We start from the raw sequence: 848 nt of genomic DNA, 5'->3' as shown, positions 1-848 counted from the left end.
AGTGCTGTTAATGGATCGTGTCAAGACACCTTAATGGTTACTGCGCCTAATTGTGCTTGTCCTTTTATCGATACGCCTACTAATCCTAACAATCCTAGTATTTGTTTTGGGGCAACTACACCTGCTTTAAGTGTTGTACTGCCTGGCCCTCCTGCTTTAGGGGATACTGTTAATTGGTATGCAAACGCTACTGGAGGTACTGCATTAGCTTCTGGTCTTAATTATACACCTACCGATACAGCTATTGGAGTTTACACTTACTATGCTGAAGCTGAAGAAACTGTCTCTGGTTGCGTGAGTTCTAGAATACCAGTAGTTCTTACTATTGAAACACCTGCTAATGCTGGTACAGATGGAGGCATTACTATCTGTGACGATAGTTCTACAACTATAGATTTATTTAGTTTAATCGCTGGTGAAGATGCTGGTGGTACTTGGTCGCAAACTTCTGGATCTGGCGGTACTTTTAATGCTGTAGCTGGTACTTTTACACCAGCTGTTGGTGCAACTACTAGTACCTTCGATTATACTGTTATTGGAACAAATCCTTGTCCTAACGATGTTAGTACTGCTACTATTACTATTAATCAAACACCTGTACTTAACTTTACTGCAACTACTTGTGCTGCTAACTTATTAACTTACGATGTTTCTTTTAGCATTTCTCCTGCTTCTGCTGTTATTACGACCTCTGCAGGAACTGTTGCTGGGAACTCTATTACTGGTGTTCCTGCTGGAACGGATATTACAATTACTGCAACTAGTGCTGTTAATGGATCGTGTCAAGACACCTTAATGGTTACTGCGCCTAATTGTGCTTGTCCTTTTATCGATACGCCTACTAATCC

Annotated in this window: 1 protein-coding gene; it reads left to right on the top strand. The window is 40.9% G+C overall.

Annotated features, from left to right (window positions below; translation table 11 throughout):
• The coding region (locus ACVC08_RS04395; protein ID WP_452601135.1) for an immunoglobulin domain-containing protein at positions 1 to 848 on the top strand (848 nt) is incomplete at both ends.

The sequence above is a fragment of the Pontimicrobium sp. MEBiC06410 genome (genome assembly GCF_053601615.1).
This window is presented reverse-complemented; position numbering and strand designations above follow the sequence as displayed.